We start from the raw sequence: 13,815 nt of genomic DNA on the forward strand, positions 1-13,815 counted from the left end.
GCCGTCCATGACGGCGCACCACACGCAAGGAGCACGTCATGACCGATCCGAGCCAGCCGGGCACGGTCCTGCGGTTCAAGGCCAAGCCCGGCAAGGGAGAGGAACTGTTCGTCCTGTGCGCCAAGCTGAGCGACGAGTCCGCCGTCACCGACAAGGTCGTCATCGCGCGCGCCGAGGAGGCCCCCGACACCCTGTGGGCCATGGAATTCTTCAGGAGCGACGAAGCCCTCGCCGCCCAGGACGCCGACCCCACATGGGACGAGCTGCAATCCCAGATCGGCGCCCTCACGGAGGAAAACTTCACTCTCGCCCTGGTCCGCGCCGACTACGCGCACTTCTGAACCACTGCCCGGCACCGCCGGGCATTCCGTGAAGACGGTTGGCGCCCGAGGCGGGCCGCACCCAATCGTAGAAGGTATCCGCTGACACCACCGGCCCCCTCACGTGCACCCGCACAGAACGCAGCGGCACCTCCCTCTCCTCCACGAAGCTCGCCAGCGTCCCGCACTCGCACCGCCCGAGCCGCTCTGGTGCCGCACTCCACTCCGCCTTCATGCCGGACGTCTTGGCGCGAGCGTTCACACCGTCCGCGCCCACCGACGGTTCTTCGGCCACCTCTCACGCCCTTCACGGTCCCCTTCCTGGAGAACGATCATGACCGGACGCCGTCGTACCTTCTCGACGAAGACCAAAGCCTTCACCGCCGTGCTGACGGCCGTAGCGGCGGCGGGGATCGCCATACCGGTGATCGTGAGCGGCCAAGGCGAGCCAGCGACGTCCGCGAACGCGGGCACCACGCACACGCCCCCCAGCCGTGTGCAGAAGCTGCACCCCGACGCGGCCTGCCACGAAGTACGGGTCCCGGTGTCGGTGAAGGAGACAGGCAACGCCCACATCTACGGGGAGCTGTGCCAGCCGCGCCACCGGAGCACGACCAGCAAGACCGTGCAGCTACTGGTCCCCGGCTCCACCTACAACCACAGCTACTACGACATGCCGGTCGCCAACGGCCGCTACTCCTACGTCTCCTCGGCACTCGACGCGGGCTTCTCCACCTTCAACGTCGACCGCCTCGCCACCGGCAGGAGTACGCTGCCGCCCAGCTCCAAGTACACCCTCGCCACCGGCACCGACGCCCTCCACCAGGTCATCACCCAGCTGCGGGACGGCCGGATCAAGGACCGCACGTTCGACAAGGTCGTCTGGGTCGGCCACTCGCTGGGCTCGTCCATGGCCTGGGCCCAGGCCGCGAAGTACCCCCGTGACGTGGACGCCTTCGTGCTCACCAGCATGAGCCACGTCGTTCGTCAGGAAGAGCCCTCCGACGACGGCCCCGGCCAGGACGTCCAATTCGAAATCAAGGCGAAGGACGACCCCAAGTTCCGCGGCTCGATCGACGACCCCGGCTACCTGACCACAAACGCCGGCATGCGGCAGTTCTTCTACGACACCGCCCACACAGACCCTGCCGTCATCAAGGCTGACGAACGCCTCAAGGATGTCAGCACCGCGGCAGACTCTGACACCACCCCTCTTCCGCCCGCCAAGTCCCCCTCCCGCGCCATCAAGGTGCCCACCCTCCTGGTCACCGGCGACAAGGATCAGTACTGCACCGCCGGCACCTGCACCTCCAAGACGATGCTGGCCAGCGAACAGCCCTACTACTCCGACCAGGCCGGCCTCACATCGATCGTCGTGCCCAACAGCGGCCACAACGTACAACTGCACAAGAACGCACCCGAGACGAACACCCAGATCCTGAACTGGATCAAAACCACGAGCTGAGGGCGGCCTCGGACGCACAGGCTCCCATAGCCGTCCCTGTCATTCGTCGCTGCCGACAGAAGGCGTTGTCGGGATCGCCCTCCCTGAACCAGCGGGCGCAGGGCTGCTTCGGCGGTCCTGCCGTCTGGTGCTCCAGCCGTAGATCGTGATCAGGGTTGTTGGGCGGCCTGTCGCCGGTGGTGGCTGGTGCGGGCGCGGGCTTGGTGGCGCCGGCGCCAGTCCGACCAGCGGAGTCGGTGCGCGCGGCTGCGGGGCGGCGGGGTGGTGAATGCTGCGAAGAGGCGTCGGATCTCGCCGCACGTCAGCGGGGCGAGATCCGACGCCTCTCCAACTCGGCACTCAGGTGAGGGTCACCGCCGTAGACCTCGTCGCCGGTGACCCGGCGTGAGCTCTCACTGAAACCGATCCATGCCGAGCGGCGCTGAACTGCGGTGGATCAGATTCGGTGAGACATGAGGTGGACGACCATATGTCAATGAAGTCGACCTGCCTCTGGTCAGACGGAAACCATGCCTCAGCGGCGGTCAGAGACGCGCCGGGCACCGTTGCGGATGGCCGGCACGGTCAAGCCCGTTCCGGCCATCCGCTGTACGGGTCCAGACGCCGGCGCGGCGGCCCCGCGGGCCTGGTCGGTGAGGTCTTTTGGTTGGCGGCCCGGGGCCTCCTGGACATGGATCTTCACCTCGGCGTCGACTGGCGGCCTCTCGACAACCAGTGTGCCTGTGTCCGCCTCGGGCACGCCCCGGGAGCTCCGTGACTCCTTCAACCGTTGGCGGATGCGTTGCCGTGCCCGGAGCGCCGAGACCGTGGGCACGATCGCGGGCGTTCGTCGCGGCCGGAGGTTCAGGAACCAGCCGCGTTCGCGGGTGCGGTCCAGCCGGTGGCTCGGATCCACTCGACCAGGTCCAGGGTGGCCGGCTCGATCGAGCGCACCACCGCGGGGTCCGCAGGGTGTTCCGCCGCCTTCGCGAACTCGCGGAACATCACCCTGTCGAGGTCGTTGGGAAGCACGCTCACCGGGAGGGCCTCGTACCGTGCCGGGAGCCCGGCGCGCGCGCCGAACGCCGCGGCGATCTGGGGGCCCGTCAGCTCGTCACCCACGAGCTCGACGGCTCCGCCAGGCGCCTGGGCGATGCCGAGCAGGAGCGCGGCGGCGACCCGGCCGATGTCCCTGACCGAGATCATCTTCAGAGGGACGTCCTCCGGCAGCGGCATCCTCAGCACGATCTCCCCGTGCTCCAGGCTCGGTGCCAGCACGCTCGCGAAGTTCTCCATGAAGGCGGTCGCGCGAACCATCGAGGCCCTGAGACCGGACTTCCTCAGGTGCTCCTCGATCGCGTGCTTCGAGTCGTGCTGCGGCACACCCCGCTCCCGGTCCGCTCCGAAGACCGAGTTGAACACGACGTGCGGGACGCCCGCCTCGGCCGCCGCGTCGACGAGCGCGGTACCGATGCGGATCTCCGCCTCGACCTCTTCGAGGCTGTTCGCCTCCGGGGTCATGAAGTAGAACCCCTCGACCGCCGCCAGCGCGGCGGCCAGCGACGCCGGGTCGTCGGCCCGGACGGCCGCCAGCTCGACGCCGCGGGCGGCCAGCGCCTGAGCCCGGTCGAGCTGCGGGTCGCGGACCAAAGCCCGCACCCGCGCCTTGTGGTCCAGCAGCGCGTCGACCACCGCCCCGCCCTGCTGCCCCGTCGCGCCGAAGACGGCGATCGTGCCGGTCTTCTGAGTGCTCATCGCTGCCACCCTTCACTGGTTCACGGCATGAACGAAATTAGTTCACGGCATGAACTTCGTCAAGGCATGGGTGTGGCGAGACCTCGCGATGTGATGGGTCAGTCCGAGGCGGGCGAAGAGAGGTCCGAGGTGTCCACGATGGCGGTGGTCACGCGCTCGAAGTCGCGCTGGTCGTCAGCGTCAAGGTTCCTCGTGATCTCGGGCAGGCGCTTGGCGACCTCGGCGTAAACGGCCTCGGCGAGCACCTTCCCCGCGGGTGTCACGCTGAGCATGACGACCCGTCGGTCCTGCTTCGGGCTCGCCCGGTCGACCAACTCGCGCCGCGCGGTGCGATCGACCAGCTGGCTCAATGCGTTCTTGGTCATCCCCAACGACGCGGCGAGGTCGGCCATCTGCCGCGGCTCGTCCCTGACTGCGCAGAGCAGCGTGGCCTGCGAGGGGGTCAGGTCGAACTCGGCGCAGATCTGCGCGTACTTGCGTTGAATCACAACCGAGAGCCAGAAGAGCTTGTCGCCATAGTTCACGCTGACCTCCCCGGCCCGACGACGAACAGCATACTGGCCTCGGGCCGGCGGACCGCGCCACTCACCAGGAGATGCGCACCTCCGCGAGCCCAGCCCGGCACTCGCACCCCAACCACCGTGATCGACCCAATTGCCCCAGCTGTAGATCTTGGTGGAGTGGTCACTCGGAGCGAATGGTCTCGTTGTCCGCGATGAGCACGTCTCGAAGTGACGCAGCGGCTGCGTGGAGGCAGGCAGCGAAGTCCTTCTGACCGCGCGCGTCAGTCCAGCGGTCGAAGGCATTCTGGGAGGCGACGGTAGCGATCTGGGCCACCAGTTTCGCGCTGTCGTCGCCGACGCCTCGCTGCAGGAGTGCTTCGTGGATTGCGCTGGTGACTGCGGCGAGTTTGGTGCGTTCCCGCTCTTGGAGCTCCGGGCTCGAGGCGATCACGGCGCGGCGTTCGGCGATGTGGCCGATGTGTTCGACGAGGGTGGTGCCGAACCGGGCGAGGGCCTCAAGGGCTGCCGATAGAGGGGAAGCGGCCGGGCGGGCATCGAGGACCGCCTCACGGATCACGGAGGGCAGTCGTTCCGAGCCGGCGAACAGGACCTCGCGCTTGTCAGGAAAGTACCGGAAGTACGAGCGGCGGGTGATCCCGGCCCGCTCGGCGATCTGCGTCACGGTCACGTTGTCGTATCCGTGCTCCGTGTAGAGCTCGAGCGCCGCCTGTGTGAGGCGCTCCTCGGTTCCGGGGTCCCATCTGGCCATGGCCGGACGATAGCAAGTGACGTCTCACTGTGTCATTCATGCTAGGGTCGGTGATGACACAGTGAGACATCACTGTGGAGCGGGCGGCCACCGCATGTGCCGAACGACAGGAGGCAGCACATGACTGACACAACCCAGAGCGCACGATCTGGAGAGATCTGGATCCTGGGCGCTGGCGGGCGCATCGGAAGTGCCGTCACGGCGAATCTCGCCGCTCAAGGAATCAAGCCCGTTCTCGTCGGTCGCGAAAGCGACCGGTTGCGCGAGGCCGCCGCGGGCCTCGGTAGCCGTGTCGTCACCGCGAACGGCGTCGACGCCATCGCGGCGGAGATCACTCGGCAGCGACCTGCTGTGGTCTTCAACGGCATCGGCAACTACGCCGAGACGGCCACGGTCATCGCCCGGGCCTGTATGCCCGGTGGCCACTACCTGGACCTGGCCGCAGATCTGACAGCAGTCCCCCGCCTGCTCGAACTGAACCGGGAGGCCGAACAGGCGGGCAGCACACTGGTGACCGGCTCCGGATTCGGCGTGCTGGCCACCGAAGCCGTCGTGATCAAGCTGTGCGAGGACCGCCCGGCCCCCGCCGCCGTGCGCGTCGACGCCCTGGCCTCGGTGTCCCTCAGCGCCGGAGTCGTCGGCGCCGCCTTCGCGGCCTCCATGATCGACATGTTCGCTACGGGTGGACGCCGCTACACCGACGGACGCATGGTCGCTTCACGTCTCGGCGCCGATCTCCAGAACCTCACCCTGCCCGATGGGCAGCAGGCGAAGTCTGCGGGCGCTCCCAGCGCGGAACTCCTCGCCGCGCACCGGGCCAGCAATGCGCCGTCCGTCACCGTGACCACCGGGATGGCTCCCACCTCGCGAGTTACGCGGTCCGTGGCCCCGCTGGCCGAGAAGCTGCTGTCCATCGAGCCGCTGCGACGCTTCGCCGTCGGCCAGATGGCCAAGGCCAAGATGAAAGACGCCCCGGCCCCGCGCCGGCACTCCTGGGGGCACGCGGTCGTCACCTGGCCCGACGGCACCCGCCGCGAGGGCTGGCTGCGCGCCGACGACGGCATGGCCTACACCGCCTCGGTGGCAGCAACAGTGGCCGCCAAGCTCGCCCACGGCGAGGGCCGGCCGGGCGCCTACACACCCGGCGCCCTGTTCGGTGCAGGCGTCGCCGAGCAGGCGGGTGGACAGATCCTCCTCCCCGACGAGCCCCGTCCCGCCCAGGACGGATCGGTCATCGACTGAAGAGGTGCCCATGCCTCATCCCAACGCACGGCTGACCGCTCACGGCGTTCGACTCCTCGTCGACCGGGTTCGGGCCGGACGTCCCGTCGCCCACGTCGCTGACGAGATGGGTATCCCCGGGCTACGCCCACAAATGGGTTCGGCGCTGGCGGGCACGTCCAGACGCAGCGCGTCCCCCTGATGTTGTCCACGGGTATCGAGTCGCGCTCAGGCAGGTTGATCGCGGCTGGTACCGGCCCTTCTTCGGGCAGGCCATCGGGTTCTACCGGCGGCCACCGCTCCCCGTGCCGCAAGTCGCGTGGCCGGATGCCGAGGGCCGCGCCGCCCGCGAGCAGAAACACGATCGCAGGGACGGTGTCCGTGGCAAGCACCACACCGAGAGAGCCCGCTCCACCGCCTTGCTCGATGACAGCGTAGGCCAGGGCAAGAGGGGCCATCGCAGGCCCTGTTGCCGAGATGGGATTGGCCGACACAAATCGCCGGAAACTCGCGATCTGCAACAGCGTACTGATCGGCTTCGGTGACTCGTCGGCGATCGTCATGATCTCCCTATGGCTCGACGCAGCGAGCACCCTGGTGCAGAAACCCGGAGCGCCGAACGTCAGTGATCACAGTTGGCCGACGCCCCTCACTCCCCGAGGACCATGCACCAGGCCTCCGACGGTGAGTTCGGCCACCAGCACGCAATGGCGGGCTCTGCCCCAGCAGTGAACAGCGCAGCCCTGGAGTACTGCGGCTTCACCAGTAGGTCGGCGGCGAGCACCCGTGGACGGGGCGGACGTTCACCGCCGGGTGGGGCAGCCGCGACGTCCTGGAGGTCACGCTCGTCGACCCGCAGCTGGTGGTGGAAGTAGACGTGGACGTCGCCCGCGACACCGCCGTCCGATGGCGCCACCCCGGGCGCCTCCACCGGACGCGCCCGGACCTGTCCGCCGCTGACGTCCCGGCGTTCGGGGCCGGGAGGGGGTAAGAGAGCGTCTGATCCATGTAGTTGGTAGTTAGGGATGGTTCTGTGACTGTTGGTGTTGGCGGTCGTCGGGCGGGGTGTGAGTGCTCGTCGTCCGTACCGCAGTGATGTCTCCGACGCCCGCTGGGCCTTGATCGAACCGGTCTTCGCCGCCTGGCGAGCCAGGAGAACCGGTCCCGGCACGGCGGCCCGGGTGCACGAACTGCGGGAGATCGTCAACGCGATCCTCCATGTCAACCGCACCGGCATCCCGTGGGAATACCTGCCCCACGACTTCCCGCCGTACAAGACCGTCTACGGCTACTACGCCGAGTGGGAAGCCGACGGCACCACCCAGCAGGTCCACGACCTGTTACGCGACAAGACTCGTCGATCCCACGGCCGCAGCGCTCAGCCGACCGCGGCCGTGATCGACGCGCAGAGCGTGAAGACCTCGGCAAACGTGGCCGAGACCAGCCAGGGCATCGACGCCGGCAAGAAGATCATCCTGCTCGACGACCTGGCCGCTCATCCCTCCGTGGCGAAGGTCTGGGCCAACGATGGCTACCAAAGCAGCATCTTCAACCACGGCGCCGGCCTGGGGATCGACGTCGAGGTGGTGCAGCGGCCACGGACGAAGGGGTTCGAACCGCTGCCGAAGCGAGGGGGATCGAGCGGACCTTCGGCTGGCTGATGCAGCACCGCCGCCTGGCACGGGACCACGAAGCCCTCCCGCAGAGGTCCCGGGCGATGATCCACTGGGCGATGGCCAACAAAATGTCCCGCGAACCGACCGGAGAATCCGCACCGACGTGGCGAATCGAAACGGACATCCCACTCGCATCCGCGTGAACATTGATCAGTTGCTCTCTCACGCCGGCCTCCGCGCCGGTTCTCGTGATCGTCACGGACTCATGGCAGGCCGAGCCCTCCACGGTCCGCGCACGCGTGGAACTCGTCCACGGTCAGCGTCGGATGCGCAGGGCTTGGCGCCATGGGGAAGGGCAGTCCGGCCCCGCGTACCTCGATGACCTTTGGGGTGGGCTCTCGTCGCAGCCGCGTGCCTCGTGGAGGCGGGCCCGGAGAACGTCACTCGATGTGGGTCGTTGCCCTACCCGCCGGCCAGGGCCGCTGATACTCGATGAGTCGGCCTGCCGGGTCGTGTCGGCGGCTGGGTGCGAACAACAACTTCGTTCAAGAAGCAGCGCCGGGTATGCGGCCCGAAGAAGGGAGTGTCTTGTCGCATGCTCGGCGCTGACCGGCAGAGTTATGCCGTCGTGGCCGCTGTCTCGGTGGCTTCGACTGCGGACTTGAAGTCGGGGTGGACCCCGATTTGATCAAGCCACACGCTCATCGAGTTGTAGCAATTGAACCTTTCGATCTTTCCGTCACGGAGGTACCAGAGATCCGCCGCCGGCACGTCGATCCGGTTCCCGGTCGGCGGGATCTCGCCGACCGGAGTCGGAAACCCTCCGAGATGCGTGCCCTGGATTCGCAACTCGACGGCGACGACATCACCGAACGCATGCACCTCGAGCAGCTCACGGTGTACATCGGGGAACGAGCGGGCGAGGCCCGCGATCACCTGAGGAATCTGCTCTCCACGGAAACTCTGCGAGGTCGACATGTCGTTGAACGACCCGTCCTCGGTGAACAAGGCCAGGAAACCGTCACCGTCGAGAACGTTCCCTTCCGCGAGCCGGTAAGCCTCGCGAATGGTCTTTTCGTTACTTTCCATTCCTGTTCTCCTTCGAGTTCGCAACACGCTCACGGTCCGCGCCTGTCCTTGATCGACCCTTCCCGGCTGTCGTAACGATAATTGTTACGGCAGATTGTCGCAACCTTCACTGTTACGACTGTGCTGTCGTAACATGGAGCGTTGCGACCGGAGGAGGGATCATGAGCGCCAACAGCAGGCTGACCATTGCCGCCCATGCGCTGGCCTGGATCGGTCTCTACCAGCGCCAGGGCCACGAGGTCGCCACCTCCGAGCAGATCGCAGCCAGCGCGAACACCAACCCCGTGGTGATCAGACGGATGCTCGGCGAACTGCGCAGGGCCGGGCTCGTGGAGTCCCGGCGGGGCGCGGGCGCGGGCTGGTCGCTGGCGCGCGAGCTGGGGTCGATCACCCTGCTCGACGTGTACGAGGCAGTGGAACCCGGCCCGCTGTTCGCGATGCACCGCACCACCCCGGACCAGGGATGCGTGGTGGGTCACGGCATCCAGCCGGCGATGCGGGGCATCTACCAGGACATCGAGGAGACCCTGAGACACGAACTGGCCCGCGTCACGCTCGAGAACGTACTCAGGGACGTACTCGCGGCACCTCGCCAGCCTCTCTGATCAGCTGGGCGACCCCGTGCGAACCCTAGGGTTCGGCGTGGGTTCTGCCCACCGGGGCGGAGTGACCTGAGCGTGGAGATGGAATCCCGCGCCGAACGCGTTGGATCCGCCGCCGGAACAGACGGCGGGCGCAGGCCGAGCTCACCGCGGACCAGGCCGTGCTCGTCCAGCGGCTCTACGACGACGAGCGGGAGAAGACCGTCCAGCAGATCCCGACAGACTCGGCGTGCCCCGTGACCAGGGCCTCGACGAAGGCGAGCAGGACCGGAGAGACCTTGCCGCCCAGCCGCCGGACCACCTCGTCGGCCGACGCCTCCTCGTCCAGCCCCTCAACGGCCGCCCTGGTCTCGGCGGTCATCTCCGCGGCTTTCGCCAGCGCCGGCTGGGCCGGGCCGTCCGCGTCGATGTCCTTGAGCACGACGCGGTAGTTCCCGAGCAGGGCCTCGGCGATCTCCCGCTCGGCGAGCCGGATCTCCTCCAGCTCCGTCCTGGCCTTCTTGATCTTCGTGGCGACGCGCTTGCAGAACATCGTCGCCAGGTCGTCACGGACCCGCATCCCGGCCTTGTGGACCAGGAACGCGATCAGCGCGAGGCGCTTGACGGGCGTGCAGTCCCGAAGCGCCGGCGCGTCCCCCGCGTCCGCCTCCCCGGCGAAGTCGGTGATCGCCGTCAACGCCCCCACCCTGCTCGCCGACCCCAGCGGACTGACCCCCGACGACCCGAACGACGGGGAGCCCGAAGTGCGTCGAACCCGGTTCCCTGCAGTAACGTCCCCCGCCCGGCTCGACCGCGGCTCTGCGCCATCCCGTCAGGCCGCCGATTCCGACGAGGGCGATCTGCTGGGTCAGTTCTTCGGCGGCATCGGAAAAGACGTCGACGAACGCATCCCCGAAGGTGCCCGCTTCTTGCCCTCCTGGACACGGCGTTCGAAGTACGCCTGGGTGCGCGGGTCGTGGCGCAGGCGGGTGAACACGATGCGGTACAGGGCGGCGTTGGCCCGCCGGTCGCCGCCGTGGTTGAGCCGACGCGTGCTCCGACGCCCGGAGGAGCACGCGATGGGACTGACTCCACAAAGGGCGGCAAAGGACGCCTCGGTGTTCAGCCGCTCGGGATCGTCCCCCATGGTGATCAGGAGAGTGACGGCACTGTCCGGACCGATGCCCACCGGTACGAGCAGCTGTGGGGCGTGGTGTTCGACGAGCTGGGTCAGGCGTTGGTTCAGCTCGTCGATCTGCCCGGTGAGCTGTTCGATGCGCTCCGCGAGCATTCTCAGGGTCATGCGGGTGGCCCGGGCCACCGCGTTCCCGCCGTCCTCACCGCCACCTGGCCCGAGGCGTGCGCAGGTGCGGAACAGCTCACGGTCGCCCAGGCTGGACAGTCGTTTCCGCCGTGCGGGATCGGCGATGACCAGGACGACTTTGAGCCGGTTGGTCGCCTGGGCGCGGGCCTTGGCCGCCCCAGCCTGTCCTGTTTCAGGGCAATACCGGGCATCATCTACATAGTAATGACATCCATTTTCATGTATCGTCATCTCGCTCACCGATCGCACCCGGAGGTCCTCATGGCCGTACCCAAACGGAAGATGTCGCGCAGCAACACCCGGCACCGTCGCGCGCAGTGGAAGGCCACGACGTCCCAGTTGGTGACGATCACCGTCGATGGGGTTCCGTACCGCGTCCCTCAGCGGCTGGCCAAGGCGTACGAGCGCGGCCTGCTCCGCCCCGAGGGCTGACACCGCATGACCCACGTCCCCTCGCGGCGCCTGCCCGTCACCGTTCTGTCGGGGTTCCTCGGCGCCGGCAAGACCACCCTGCTCAACCACGTCCTCGGAAACCGCGAGGGCCTGCGCGTCGCGGTCATCGTCAATGACATGAGCGAGGTCAACATCGACGCCGCTTTGGTGCGTGGCGGCGAGGCCGCCCTGTCGCGCACCGAGGAACGCCTGGTCGAGATGACCAACGGGTGCATCTGCTGCACCCTCCGGGACGATCTGCTCGAAGAGGTGGACCGCCTGGCACGCGAGGGGCGTTTCGACTACCTCCTCATCGAGTCCTCCGGCATCTCCGAGCCCATGCCGGTGGCCGCCACCTTCGCCTTCGCCCGCGACGACGGCGCCACCCTCGGCGACCTGGCCCGGCTGGACACCATGGTCACGGTCGTGGACGCCGCCAACTTCCTGCCCGAGCTGGCCGGCGGCGACGAACTGACCGAACGGGGCCTGGACCAGTACGAGGACGACGAACGCACGGTCAGTGACCTGCTGATGGACCAGATCGAGTTCGCCGACGTCATCGTCCTCAACAAGCTCGACCTCGTCGACGCCGCGTCCGCCGACCGGCTCCGGGCCACCTTGGCACGGCTCAACCCCGCCGCCCGCGTGGTGCCGGCCGTGCGAGGCCGCCTCCCGGTCGGCGAGGTCCTGGGTACCGGCCGCTTCGACCTGGAGCGCGCGCAGCAGGCCCCGGGGTGGGTCAGGGAACTCAACGGCGACCACGTTCCCGAGACGGAGGAGTACGGCATCTCGTCGACCGTCTTCCGCTCCGGAAGGCCCTTCCACCCCGGGCGGTTGTGGACGTTGGTGACGGAGGCTCTGGACAGCGGCGCCTACGGGCAGGTTCTCAGGTCCAAGGGCTTCTTCACCCTCGCCAGCCGCCCCCGTGTGACGGGACTGTGGTCGCAGGCCGGTTCGGTGGCCCGCTTCGAGCCCTCCTCCGCACGTGACGCCGACAGTCCCTTCGCTCAGGAACTCGTCTTCATCGGAACCCATCTGGACGCGGAGCCGCTGCGGGCCGCCCTGACCGACTGCCTCATGCGGGACGGCGAAGCCCTGCCCGATTCCGACCCCTTCCCCGCCTGGGACACCTACGGATTCGACGAGAGCTGCGCGCACGAGCACGACCCCCTCACCACGGTGACAGGGCGCTGAAACTCCGGGTCGGGCGGTGGTCGCAGCCACGGCACCGTCCGGCCCGGTACATACCTGTGTCAGAGAGGCCGCTCATGGACGACAGGAAGAAGCCGCACCTGGGGACGGTGCAGGAGACCCTCCTCATACCGCTGTATGCCCGCGCCGTGGAAAACCGCAAGGAACACGCACTTCTGAGGGACGCGCGGGCCGAAGAGATCGTCGCCTCGATCGACTACGACTTCGAACGCTTCGACGATCTTCCGAGCCTCACCGGCGCGCTGCTGCGCACCCTTCTCTTCGACCGGTGGGTGACGGACTTCCTGTCCGCGCACCCCGACGCCACCGTGGTCGAGATCGGTACCGGGCTCAACACACGCCACGAACGTGTCGACAACGGCCACGCCCGGTGGTTCGACCTCGACCTGCCCGATGTGATCGGTCTGCGCCGGAACTTCTTCACGGACAGCCCTCGGCGGACGATGATCGCGGCCTCGGTGACGGACGAGGCGTGGGCCGCGGAGGTGGCCTCGCACGCCACCGGGCCGTACCTGTTCGTCGCGGAGGCCGTACTGCCCTACCTGCACGAACCCGATGTGCGCGGGGTCATCGACCTCCTCGCCGACCGCTTCCCGGGCGCCCTGCTGGCCCTGGACACCGCCGGTCCCGGCTTCTTCGACACTCAGGAACAGCACGACGCCCTCAGCAAGGTCGAGGCCCGCATGCACTGGTACTGCCCCGATCCGGCCCGACTGGCCGACTGGCGGCCGGGCGCACGTGTACTGGCGTCCCACACCCTCACCAGCCTTCCCGAACCCCTGGTGGCTCAATTGCCGCTTCCCTACCAGCAGATGGTGTCCGCCATCGCCGCGCAGCGGCTCCCCCAGGCCGAGGACTACCGGCTCAGCCTCCTGCGCCTGCCCTGACACCCACCGGCACGCTCCGCGGCCGGTTCCGGCCGTGACTCCGCCGAGTCACGGCCGGCGACTCCGCCCGCTGTGCGAGCGGCGCGGCTACCAGGAGGACTTGGTGACCCCGGGCAGGAAGCCGGCGTGGGCCTGCTCACGCATGCGGACCCGCGACAGGCCGAACTTCCGGAGGTGACCGCGCGGCCGCCCGTCCACGCCGTCCCGGTTGCGCACTCGCGTAGCGCTCGCGTTGCGGGGCTGGCGCCGCAGTTCTTCCACTGCGGCTCGGCGTTCGGCGTCGGTGGAGGACGGCCGGCGGATGATCTCCTTCAGCTCCGCGCGGCGGGCCGCGTACCGCTCGACGGTCGCCTTGCGCTTCTCGTTCTGCGCGATCTTGCTCTTCTTGGCCATCAGACCTTCCCTCCTCGGGCGCGGATGCGGGCCACGGCGGCCTCGATGCCGATGCTGTCCACGGTCTTGATCGCCTTCGCACTGAGCGTCAGCCGGACGTGCCGCCCCTCGCTGGGCAGCCAGTAGCGCTTGCGCTGGATGTTGGGGTCGAAGCGGCGCGAGGTGCGCCGATGCGAGTGGGAAATGGTGTTGCCGAAGCCCGGCCGGGCGCCGGTCAGTTGGCAGTGGGCGGACAAGGTCGTACCTGCCTCTCGTCGGACGACTAGTTT

At 68.2% G+C, this 13,815-nt stretch carries 16 protein-coding genes and 5 pseudogenes; 10 read left to right on the forward strand and 11 right to left on the reverse strand.

All coding sequences use genetic code 11. From position 1 onward, the window contains the following. The first annotated feature begins 38 nt into the window (after window positions 1-38). Window positions 39-341, forward strand: a complete 303-nt coding sequence (locus ACZ62B_RS17290; RefSeq protein WP_468728688.1) for a hypothetical protein — start codon at window positions 39-41, stop codon at window positions 339-341. A 313-nt stretch (window positions 342-654) separates the two neighbouring features. Next, complete coding sequence (locus ACZ62B_RS17295; RefSeq protein ID WP_468728691.1) at window positions 655-1,785, forward strand: alpha/beta fold hydrolase; 1,131 nt, start codon at window positions 655-657, stop codon at window positions 1,783-1,785. Between the two features lie 149 nt (window positions 1,786-1,934). Here the strand turns inward: ACZ62B_RS17295 and ACZ62B_RS17300 are convergent. The 4 genes and pseudogenes from ACZ62B_RS17300 to ACZ62B_RS17315 form a co-directional block, all read right to left on the reverse strand. Next, a pseudogene (locus ACZ62B_RS17300) lies at window positions 1,935-2,099 on the reverse strand (IS701 family transposase); the annotation flags it as partial. 529 nt (window positions 2,100-2,628) lie between these two features. Next, on the reverse strand, window positions 2,629-3,519 hold the full coding sequence (locus tag ACZ62B_RS17305; RefSeq protein ID WP_344569171.1) for an NmrA/HSCARG family protein: 891 nt from the start codon (window positions 3,517-3,519) through the stop codon (window positions 2,629-2,631). Window positions 3,520-3,617: 98 nt separating this feature from the next. Further along, complete coding sequence (locus tag ACZ62B_RS17310) at window positions 3,618-4,043, reverse strand: MarR family winged helix-turn-helix transcriptional regulator (RefSeq protein ID WP_344569175.1); 426 nt, start codon at window positions 4,041-4,043, stop codon at window positions 3,618-3,620. 160 nt (window positions 4,044-4,203) lie between these two features. Further along, window positions 4,204-4,791 (reverse strand): TetR/AcrR family transcriptional regulator, encoded by a 588-nt coding sequence (locus tag ACZ62B_RS17315; protein ID WP_344569177.1) that lies wholly within the window; start codon window positions 4,789-4,791, stop codon window positions 4,204-4,206. A gap of 120 nt (window positions 4,792-4,911) precedes the next feature. Between ACZ62B_RS17315 and ACZ62B_RS17320 the strand changes: the two genes are divergently transcribed. The 3 genes and pseudogenes from ACZ62B_RS17320 to ACZ62B_RS17330 form a co-directional block, all read left to right on the forward strand. After that, window positions 4,912-6,033, forward strand: a complete 1,122-nt coding sequence (locus ACZ62B_RS17320; protein WP_469690939.1) for a saccharopine dehydrogenase NADP-binding domain-containing protein — start codon at window positions 4,912-4,914, stop codon at window positions 6,031-6,033. Between the two features lie 10 nt (window positions 6,034-6,043). Continuing rightward, window positions 6,044-6,197, forward strand: a pseudogene (locus tag ACZ62B_RS17325) (IS481 family transposase); the annotation flags it as partial. Between the two features lie 18 nt (window positions 6,198-6,215). Then, window positions 6,216-6,293 (forward strand): annotated as a pseudogene (locus tag ACZ62B_RS17330) (DUF4262 domain-containing protein); the annotation flags it as partial. 60 nt (window positions 6,294-6,353) lie between these two features. On the opposite strand, the pseudogene ACZ62B_RS17335 reads toward ACZ62B_RS17330, so the two are convergent. After that, window positions 6,354-6,575 (reverse strand): annotated as a pseudogene (locus tag ACZ62B_RS17335) (MFS transporter); the annotation flags it as partial. 86 nt (window positions 6,576-6,661) lie between these two features. Further along, window positions 6,662-6,928 (reverse strand): hypothetical protein, encoded by a 267-nt coding sequence (locus ACZ62B_RS17340; RefSeq protein WP_469690941.1) that lies wholly within the window; start codon window positions 6,926-6,928, stop codon window positions 6,662-6,664. A gap of 151 nt (window positions 6,929-7,079) precedes the next feature. Between ACZ62B_RS17340 and ACZ62B_RS17345 the strand changes: the two are divergent. Beyond that, window positions 7,080-7,831 (forward strand): annotated as a pseudogene (locus ACZ62B_RS17345) (transposase). 415 nt (window positions 7,832-8,246) lie between these two features. Here the strand turns inward: ACZ62B_RS17345 and ACZ62B_RS17350 are convergent. Continuing rightward, the gene (locus ACZ62B_RS17350) at window positions 8,247-8,717 is read right to left on the reverse strand and encodes a nuclear transport factor 2 family protein (protein WP_053637133.1); all 471 of its coding nucleotides are present in this window, start codon (window positions 8,715-8,717) and stop codon (window positions 8,247-8,249) included. Window positions 8,718-8,878: 161 nt separating this feature from the next. Between ACZ62B_RS17350 and ACZ62B_RS17355 the strand changes: the two genes are divergently transcribed. Next, complete coding sequence (locus ACZ62B_RS17355; RefSeq protein WP_344569186.1) at window positions 8,879-9,322, forward strand: Rrf2 family transcriptional regulator; 444 nt, start codon at window positions 8,879-8,881, stop codon at window positions 9,320-9,322. 175 nt (window positions 9,323-9,497) lie between these two features. On the opposite strand, the gene ACZ62B_RS17360 is transcribed toward ACZ62B_RS17355, so the two are convergent. Further along, on the reverse strand, window positions 9,498-9,995 hold the full coding sequence (locus ACZ62B_RS17360) for a hypothetical protein (RefSeq protein WP_468890230.1): 498 nt from the start codon (window positions 9,993-9,995) through the stop codon (window positions 9,498-9,500). Between the two features lie 171 nt (window positions 9,996-10,166). Continuing rightward, on the reverse strand, window positions 10,167-10,853 hold the full coding sequence (locus ACZ62B_RS17365) for a transposase (RefSeq protein ID WP_469690988.1): 687 nt from the start codon (window positions 10,851-10,853) through the stop codon (window positions 10,167-10,169). A gap of 30 nt (window positions 10,854-10,883) precedes the next feature. Between ACZ62B_RS17365 and rpmF the strand changes: the two genes are divergently transcribed. The 3 genes from rpmF (at window position 10,884) to ACZ62B_RS17380 (ending at window position 13,153) form a co-directional block, all read left to right on the forward strand. Beyond that, complete coding sequence (gene rpmF, locus ACZ62B_RS17370; RefSeq protein ID WP_344569190.1) at window positions 10,884-11,054, forward strand: 50S ribosomal protein L32; 171 nt, start codon at window positions 10,884-10,886, stop codon at window positions 11,052-11,054. 6 nt (window positions 11,055-11,060) lie between these two features. Next, entirely contained in the window at window positions 11,061-12,248 is a 1,188-nt protein-coding gene (locus tag ACZ62B_RS17375) for a GTP-binding protein (protein WP_344569192.1), read from the forward strand. Between the two features lie 74 nt (window positions 12,249-12,322). Continuing rightward, window positions 12,323-13,153, forward strand: a complete 831-nt coding sequence (locus ACZ62B_RS17380; protein WP_468877976.1) for a class I SAM-dependent methyltransferase — start codon at window positions 12,323-12,325, stop codon at window positions 13,151-13,153. Between the two features lie 87 nt (window positions 13,154-13,240). Here ACZ62B_RS17380 and rpsN read toward each other — a convergent pair whose 3' ends face one another. After that, entirely contained in the window at window positions 13,241-13,546 is a 306-nt protein-coding gene (gene rpsN, locus ACZ62B_RS17385) for a 30S ribosomal protein S14 (RefSeq protein WP_344569196.1), read from the reverse strand. Further along, complete coding sequence (rpmB, locus tag ACZ62B_RS17390; RefSeq protein WP_344569198.1) at window positions 13,546-13,782, reverse strand: 50S ribosomal protein L28; 237 nt, start codon at window positions 13,780-13,782, stop codon at window positions 13,546-13,548. The genes rpsN and rpmB overlap by 1 nt, the downstream gene beginning before the upstream one ends. Between the last annotated feature and the right edge of the window lie 33 nt (window positions 13,783-13,815).

The sequence above is a fragment of the Streptomyces sp. NPDC053426 genome (assembly GCF_055585405.1).

What these genes read in the sequence shown, in the direction of transcription:
- ACZ62B_RS17290 (WP_468728688.1), top strand. Translation starts at nt 39, where the DNA reads ATGACCGATCCGAGCCAGCCGGGCACGGTCCTGCGGTTCAAGGCCAAG.
- ACZ62B_RS17295 (WP_468728691.1), top strand. Translation starts at nt 655, where the DNA reads ATGACCGGACGCCGTCGTACCTTCTCGACGAAGACCAAAGCCTTCACC.
- ACZ62B_RS17305 (WP_344569171.1), bottom strand. Translation starts at nt 3,519, where the DNA reads ATGAGCACTCAGAAGACCGGCACGATCGCCGTCTTCGGCGCGACGGGG.
- ACZ62B_RS17315 (WP_344569177.1), bottom strand. Translation starts at nt 4,791, where the DNA reads ATGGCCAGATGGGACCCCGGAACCGAGGAGCGCCTCACACAGGCGGCG.
- ACZ62B_RS17320 (WP_469690939.1), top strand. Translation starts at nt 4,912, where the DNA reads ATGACTGACACAACCCAGAGCGCACGATCTGGAGAGATCTGGATCCTG.
- ACZ62B_RS17350 (WP_053637133.1), bottom strand. Translation starts at nt 8,717, where the DNA reads ATGGAAAGTAACGAAAAGACCATTCGCGAGGCTTACCGGCTCGCGGAA.
- ACZ62B_RS17355 (WP_344569186.1), top strand. Translation starts at nt 8,879, where the DNA reads ATGAGCGCCAACAGCAGGCTGACCATTGCCGCCCATGCGCTGGCCTGG.
- ACZ62B_RS17365 (WP_469690988.1), bottom strand. Translation starts at nt 10,853, where the DNA reads ATGACGATACATGAAAATGGATGTCATTACTATGTAGATGATGCCCGG.
- rpmF (WP_344569190.1), top strand. Translation starts at nt 10,884, where the DNA reads ATGGCCGTACCCAAACGGAAGATGTCGCGCAGCAACACCCGGCACCGT.
- ACZ62B_RS17375 (WP_344569192.1), top strand. Translation starts at nt 11,061, where the DNA reads ATGACCCACGTCCCCTCGCGGCGCCTGCCCGTCACCGTTCTGTCGGGG.
- ACZ62B_RS17380 (WP_468877976.1), top strand. Translation starts at nt 12,323, where the DNA reads ATGGACGACAGGAAGAAGCCGCACCTGGGGACGGTGCAGGAGACCCTC.
- rpsN (WP_344569196.1), bottom strand. Translation starts at nt 13,546, where the DNA reads ATGGCCAAGAAGAGCAAGATCGCGCAGAACGAGAAGCGCAAGGCGACC.